This is a genomic window from Gammaproteobacteria bacterium (assembly GCA_013696315.1).
Lineage (GTDB): Bacteria > Pseudomonadota > Gammaproteobacteria > JACCYU01 > JACCYU01 > JACCYU01.
The window spans coordinates 1-6,876 of sequence record JACCYU010000217.1 but is presented as its reverse complement, the minus strand read 5'-3'; the positions used below and the strand labels follow the sequence as shown (position 1 = coordinate 6,876).

The window sequence follows — 6,876 nt, the reverse complement described above, 5'->3', positions numbered from 1 at the left end:
TATATCCCAACGGTATCTCCACCAGCCTGCCGTTCGAGACGCAATATAAGCTGGTGCGCTCGATTGCCGGCTTCGAGCAGGCGCATATTACGCGCCCCGGTTACGCGATCGAATACGATTACTTCGATCCGCGCGGTTTGAAACCCAGTCTGGAGACCAAGCCGGTCGCGGGTCTGTTCTTCGCCGGCCAGATCAACGGCACCACCGGCTACGAGGAGGCTGCTGCGCAGGGTCTGGTCGCCGGTGTGAACGCGGCGCGCAGCGCCACCGGTCAGGAACCCTGGTCTCCGCGCCGCGACCAGGCTTACATCGGCGTACTGATTGACGATCTGATCACGCGCGGGGCAGCCGAGCCTTATCGGATGTTCACCAGCCGCGCCGAGTACAGATTGATGTTACGCGAAGACAATGCCGACCTGCGCCTGACTCCAGTGGGTCGCGACTTAAGCCTCGTGAGCGATTCGCAGTGGCAGGCTTTCGAGCGCAAGCGCGACGCAATCCTGGGCGGACAGCAGCGCTTGCACGATCACTGGCTGCGGCCGGGTGACGCGCTGGATGCCGACATCGAGCGCGTACTGGGCGCGCCGCTGACCCGCGAGCAGCCGCTTTCCGAATTGCTGCGGCGGCCGGGGATCGGTTATCGCGCGCTGATGTCATTGTGCGACGTGTCCGATGACGATATCGATGACGTGATCGCCGAGCAGATCGAGATACAGGCCAGGTACTCGGGATACATCGAACGCCAGCAGGTCGAGATCGATAACGCGATACGGCACGAGCAAACCGTCCTGCCGGACGACCTTGATTACGCTAACGTGCGCGGCCTATCGACCGAGGCGCGGCAGAAGTTAACGGAAGCCGGGCCGGCCACCCTGGGTCAGGCGGCGCGGATACCGGGTGTTACACCTGCGGCGGTGTCGTTGCTGCTGGTGCATCTTAAAAGGCGCCGCGGCGAGGCGACGATGCGCGCACCGGACGCGGGTTGTGGATGACTTCATCCGCCGCGAACGCGGTAGTGGACACCGACGACGCGCTGCGCAGAGCGATCAAAGCCGGCGTCGCGGAGCTGGGTGCGCGGCTCGATAATGACCAGATCGAGCGGCTGACTCACTATCTGCGTCTGCTGGAGAAATGGAACCGGGTGTACAACTTAAGCGGCGTGCGCAACGTGCATCGCATGATAGCCGCCCATCTGCTGGACAGTTTGTCGGTACGGGATTTTGTCGAAGGCCCAAACGTGCTTGATGTCGGCACCGGCGCGGGGTTGCCCGGCATACCATTGGCGATCGCGCAACCCGGCACGTGGTTTGTTCTGCTGGACGCCAACGCGAAGAAGATGCGTTTTATCCGCCAGGCGATCATCGAACTGGGCTTGCGAAATGTTACCGTGCAGTGCGAGCGCATCGAAGCCTATCGGCCCGTGGTCGGCTTCGATACCGTCATCAGCCGGGCCTTCGCGAGTGTCATGGAGTTCGTCGCCGTCGCCTCTCCTGTTTGCGCGCCCAAGGGGCGCATGCTCGCCATGAAGTCCAGCCTGACCGCCGAGGAACGCCAGTGGCTTCAAGCGATGCCAGAAGAGTCAAAGATATATACACTCCACGCGTTCAAACTCAATGTGCCGCACATCGATAGTGAGCGTCAGCTGATCGAGATCCGCGAAGCCTGACCACGATGGCCAATATCCTTGCGCTGGCGAATCAGAAAGGCGGGGTCGGCAAAACCACCACGGCCGTCAATCTGGCCGCGTCGCTGGGCGCGATCAGCCGTCGCGTGCTCATTATCGATCTGGACCCGCAGGGCAACGCCACCATGGGTTGCGGTGTGGACAAGCATGCGCTCGACGTGACCAGCGGCGACGTGCTGCTGCGCAAGGCCAAAATCACTGATGCCATCGTGCAGGTCGAGGGCGCCGCCTACGCGGTTTTGCCATCCAACAGCGATCAGACTGTCGCCGAGATCGAGTTGATCACAGCCACCGAGCGCGAATTCAGACTGAAGCAGGCGCTGCAGTCGGTGATCAGCCGCTTCGACTACGTGCTCATCGATTGCCCGCCGGCGCTCAATACCTTAACCGTCAACGCGCTGGTGGCAGCAGACGGCGTGATCATTCCTATGCAATGCGAATACTACGCGTTGGAGGGACTGTCGGCGCTGGTCAGCACCATCGAGCGCATAAAACAAACGGCCAATCCCGGATTGCAGATCGCGGGGTTGCTGCGCACCATGTTCGACCCGCGCAATAACCTGGCAAACGATGTATCGAATCAGCTCATCTCGCATTTTGGTGAGCGCGTGTTCGAGACTGTAATCCCGCGCAACGTCCGCCTGGCCGAGGCGCCCAGTCACGGTCTGCCGGTGTTGCTGTATGACAAGGCTTCGCGCGGCGCACTCGCCTATCTTTCGCTGGCGGGCGAGCTGCTGCGCAGGGAACGGCGCGGTACCGATGCGCAGTCATCGGCCAATTCCTTACGCACGCCGGCGCTGTGAGCGGCAGGCGGCGCGGTCTGGGCAGCCTGGGCGTGGATGTGCTGTTGAGCGCGGCCTCGAAGCCATCGTCCGACAACGATGCTGCCAGTGGCGAGTTGCGGCATCTGCCCGTGGACAACATTCGCCGCGGCAAGTACCAGCCGCGCTCGCACATAAAGCCCGAAACCCTGCAGGAACTGGCGGACTCCATTCGCGTGCAGGGCCTGGTGCAACCCGTAGTGGTCCGGCCAGTAGGTAATGGCTACGAGCTGATCGCCGGCGAACGGCGCTGGCGCGCGGCGCAGATGGCGGGGCTGGATACGATCCCGGCGCTGATCAAGTCCATACCGGATCAGGCCGCCGCCGCGATGTCCTTAATCGAGAATATCCAGCGCGAAGACCTCAATCCGCTGGAAGAGGCGCAAGCGTTCCACCGGCTGATCGGGGAATTCGATCTGACTCATCAGCAGGTCGCCATTGCTGTCGGGCGTTCGCGCGCGGCGGTTTCAAATTATCTGCGGTTACTGGACCTGAGCGAGCCGGTGCGCCGTCTGCTCGATGAGGGCAGCCTGGAGATGGGACATGCGCGCGCGCTGTTGGGTCTTGCCGAGGACCGGCAGATCCAGGCCGCCCGCCGGATCGTCGCCGAGGGATTGTCGGTGCGTGAGACCGAGCGCCTCGTCAGTCAGCGCGCAAGAGTGAACAGCACAGCCCCCAGGTCGGCCGCGACGTCCAGCCCGGATGTGCAGCATCTGGAGAACGACTTATCCGAGCGCCTCGGCGCTCCTGTGCGGATTCAATGTAATCGTGCAGGCAAGGGCCGGCTGGTGATTCATTACAACAGTCTGGACGAATTGGACGGCATTCTCGCGCATTTGAGTTGACCCGCCCGACGGACGCTCAATGGCAAAGGCGACAAAGATTCTTCCTGACTTATTACGATGTTTTTTCCGTAAATGGTTTGACCGTCCAATAGGCTGCTTTTATACTTCCGCGCTGTTACTTGCGAAGCGCAACGTAATTTCCAGGACTTTCCGGCCTCACACCGCGCAGCTGTAACACGTTCTATCCTGGCTCCGAAGATGCCTGATCTAGTGTCCGTGCGCGGGGCGGAAGGCGACCGCGCGATACGGATGATTCTGGTAATCCAGTTTTTGATTGCTGCCGGAGCTTTCCTGCTGCTGTCAGTGGTTGCCGGGCCGTACGCCGCCTGGTCAGCTCTTGCGGGTGGCGGCATCAGTCTTGCTACAACAATTTTTTTCAAGTGGCGCGTGTTCGCCGGCAGTGACGAAGGCCGGTCGGCGCAAGCCATAGTGAACAGGCTCTACGCCGGTGAAGTACAGAAGGTATGCTTAACCGTCGTCCTGTTTTTAGTCGTCATTATCGGGTTGCGTGTAAGTTTTTTGCCCATGTTTGTAACTTACATTGTCACCCTGGTGGCATTCTGGGTTGTTCTCCTGCCGGCTTTGTCCGGTTCACAGGAATGAAGGCGCGAGCACAAGATGGCAGCTTCTCCCGGCGAATACATCGAGCATCATCTGCATTTTTTCACGGTTGGCGACGGCTTCTGGGCCATCAACGTCGACACCATGTTTTTCTCCATCGGGCTTGGCGTATTGTTCCTGTTTCTGTTTCGGAAGGCCGCGGCCAGCGCCACGACCGGCGTACCCGGAAAGCTACAGGCCACGGTCGAGATTCTGGTCGAGTTCGTCGATCAGCAGGTCAAGGACAGTTTTCACGGCAAAAGCGCGGTGATCGCGCCGCTGGCGCTTACGCTGTTTGTCTGGATACTTCTGATGAACAGTTTCAAGCTCTGGCCCTACGATCTGTTCCCGTTGCTCGGGCAGGCGGTCGGCCTCGAACACCTGCGCATTAACCCCACGTCTGACGTCAACGCCACGCTTGGCATGGCGCTGGGCGTGTTTATCCTGGTCATCTTTTACAGCATCAAGATCAAGGGACCTGTTGGTTTTTCCAAGGAACTGCTGCTGGAGCCATTCGGCAAGTGGTTCATGCCCTTTAATTTGATTTTGAAGGTCGTCGAAGAGCTCGCCCGGCCCATTTCGCTCTCGCTGCGACTCTTCGGCAACATGTACGCGGGCGGTCTGATATTCACGCTCGTAGCGCTGCTGCCCTGGTGGATGCAGTGGGTGCTGGGGGTCCCCTGGTCGCTGTTCGAGCTTCTTATCGTCGTTCTGCAGGCATTCATCTTCATGATGCTGACGATCGTTTACCTGAGCCTGGCGCACGAACAGCATGAATAGCGTCATCAGGCATCCTTAGAATCTTCAAAGATTCTTCAACCGCAACAAATTCGACTCGATACTCTGGAGGAAGTTATGGAAACCGCTCTTGCTAACGGCATGACCGCTATCGCCGTAGGTTTGATCCTTGGAATGGGCGCAATGGGAACCGCTATCGGCTTTGGCCTGCTGGGCGGACGATTCCTCGAAGGTTCGGCGCGCCAGCCGGAAATGGTGCCGATGCTGCAGGTCAAGATGTTCATCGTCGCTGGCCTGCTCGACGCGGTGGCCATGATCGGTGTGGGTCTGGCGCTGTTCTTCACGTTCGCCAATCCCTTCCTGGGCGGTTAACAAATCACGGCATCAGCTTACTCCGGAGCCACCGGTGACAGATCCGTATGAAGAATCTTTGCAGAGGATAGCCAGTTGAGCATCAATCTAACGCTGCTCGGCCAGATGATTACCTTCGCGCTGTTCGTATGGGTCACCATGCGATATGTGTGGCCACCGATCATCAAGGCCATAGAAGAGCGCCAGAAGAAGATCGCCGATGGCCTGGCCGCGGCCGAGCGTGGACAGGAAGAGCAGGAGCAGGCCGAGCAGGACGCAAAGCAGCAGCTTGACGAAGCCAAACAGAAAGCGACCGACATTCTCAATCAGGCCCAGCGCCGCGCCAGCGAGATCGTCGAGGAAGCGAAGTCTGATGCGCGCGATGAAGGTGAACGTATCAAAGCCGCGGCGGAGGACGACATCGAGCAGGAAATCAATCGCGCCAGAGACAACTTGCGCAAGCAGGTATCAGTGATCGCCATCGCCGGCGCGGAGCAGATTCTTAAAAAAGAGATTGACGCCAAGACACACAGCGCCGTGCTGGACGATCTGGCGGCACAGTTGTAAACAAACGATGTCCGAACTCACCACCCTCGCGCGTCCGTACGCCAGCGTCGCCTTTGAGCTCGCCAGCGAGCAAAAGGAATTCAATCGCTGGTCCGAGATGCTTGCGTTTATGGCCGCGGTGGCGCACGACGGCGACATGCGCGCGGCGCTGGACAGTCCGCAGCTGTCGCACGAGCAGCGCGCCGAGATGTTCATCTCGGTATGCGAAGACCGGCTGAACGACGAAGGGCGCAATTTCATTCACCTGCTGGCCGAAAACGCGCGCTTAGGTTTGCTGCCGGAGATCGCGGCGATATACGAGTTCAGGCGTCGCGAAGCCGAAGGCACGGTGGATGCGGAAGTCGTGTCGGCTCAGGAAATCACGGAGGCGCAGAGGGACGCCATCGCAAAGGCGCTCAAGAAACGTCTGGGCCGCGAGGTGCATTTATCCACGCGCACCGACGAAGCGTTGCTCGGCGGCGCGATCATCCACGCGGGCGACCTGGTGATCGACGGCTCTGTCCGTGGTCGTCTCGACAAGCTTTCCACCGTCCTGAATCGCTAGTATTCGTTACTTTGCCCCGGGCGTCAGCCCATCCAGGGCGGTCATTGGAGAAATCATGGCAACACAATCGAAACTGAATCCCACCGAAATTAGCGATCTGATCAAGCAGCGCATCAAGAATTTCGAGGTCGTGGCCGAGGCGCGTACCGAAGGCTCGGTGGTCGGCGTGATGGACGGCATCATCCGTATTCACGGTCTAGCTGACGCTCTCGCCGGCGAAATGATCGAGTTTCCCGGGGATACCTTCGGTCTGGCGCTGAATCTCGAACGCGATTCCGTAGGCGCGGTGGTGCTGGGCGAATATCGCCACATCGCGGAAGGCGATACGGCCAAGTGTACCGGCCGCATTCTGGAGGTGCCGGTCGGGGACGCGCTGATCGGGCGCGTGGTGGATTCGCTGGGTAATCCGCTGGATGGCAAGGGAGAGATCGAGGCCGATGGCACCGCCGCCATCGAAAAGGTAGCGCCGGGTGTCATCGAGCGCCAGTCAGTGAGTCAGCCCATACAGACCGGGCTCAAGGCGATCGACGCGATGACGCCGGTGGGACGCGGCCAGCGCGAGTTAATCATCGGCGACCGACAAACCGGCAAGACGGCGGTCGCGATCGATACCATCATCAATCAGAAGGGCAAGGACTGCATCTGCATTTACGTGGCGATCGGGCAGAAGGTTTCCGCCATCGCGAACGTGGTGACCAAGCTGGAAGAACACGATGCGATGTCGCA

Annotated in this window: 10 protein-coding genes; all 10 read left to right on the top strand. The window is 60.0% G+C overall.

From position 1 onward, the window contains the following. On the top strand, window positions 1-992 hold a 992-nt coding region (gene mnmG / locus H0V34_12800), incomplete at its 5' end, for a tRNA uridine-5-carboxymethylaminomethyl(34) synthesis enzyme MnmG (protein ID MBA2492525.1). Further along, complete coding sequence (rsmG, locus tag H0V34_12795) at window positions 989-1,666, top strand: 16S rRNA (guanine(527)-N(7))-methyltransferase RsmG (GenBank protein ID MBA2492524.1); 678 nt, start codon at window positions 989-991, stop codon at window positions 1,664-1,666. The genes mnmG and rsmG, both read left to right, overlap by 4 nt. A gap of 5 nt (window positions 1,667-1,671) precedes the next feature. Beyond that, entirely contained in the window at window positions 1,672-2,487 is an 816-nt protein-coding gene (locus H0V34_12790) for a ParA family protein (GenBank protein ID MBA2492523.1), read from the top strand. Continuing rightward, window positions 2,484-3,350, top strand: a complete 867-nt coding sequence (locus H0V34_12785; GenBank protein ID MBA2492522.1) for a ParB/RepB/Spo0J family partition protein — start codon at window positions 2,484-2,486, stop codon at window positions 3,348-3,350. Before H0V34_12790 ends, H0V34_12785 begins: the two co-directional genes overlap by 4 nt. A gap of 198 nt (window positions 3,351-3,548) precedes the next feature. Beyond that, on the top strand, window positions 3,549-3,953 hold the full coding sequence (locus H0V34_12780) for an ATP synthase subunit I (GenBank protein ID MBA2492521.1): 405 nt from the start codon (window positions 3,549-3,551) through the stop codon (window positions 3,951-3,953). 15 nt (window positions 3,954-3,968) lie between these two features. Further along, complete coding sequence (atpB, locus tag H0V34_12775) at window positions 3,969-4,730, top strand: F0F1 ATP synthase subunit A (protein ID MBA2492520.1); 762 nt, start codon at window positions 3,969-3,971, stop codon at window positions 4,728-4,730. Between the two features lie 75 nt (window positions 4,731-4,805). Then, complete coding sequence (atpE, locus tag H0V34_12770) at window positions 4,806-5,060, top strand: F0F1 ATP synthase subunit C (protein MBA2492519.1); 255 nt, start codon at window positions 4,806-4,808, stop codon at window positions 5,058-5,060. Between the two features lie 75 nt (window positions 5,061-5,135). Beyond that, a complete protein-coding gene (locus H0V34_12765; protein MBA2492518.1) occupies window positions 5,136-5,606 on the top strand; it encodes a F0F1 ATP synthase subunit B in 471 nt (156 codons plus the stop codon). Between the two features lie 7 nt (window positions 5,607-5,613). Beyond that, the gene (locus H0V34_12760; GenBank protein MBA2492517.1) at window positions 5,614-6,150 is read left to right on the top strand and encodes a F0F1 ATP synthase subunit delta; all 537 of its coding nucleotides are present in this window, start codon (window positions 5,614-5,616) and stop codon (window positions 6,148-6,150) included. A 55-nt stretch (window positions 6,151-6,205) separates the two neighbouring features. Continuing rightward, window positions 6,206-6,876: F0F1 ATP synthase subunit alpha (locus tag H0V34_12755; protein MBA2492516.1), on the top strand; the 671-nt coding region annotated here is incomplete at its 3' end.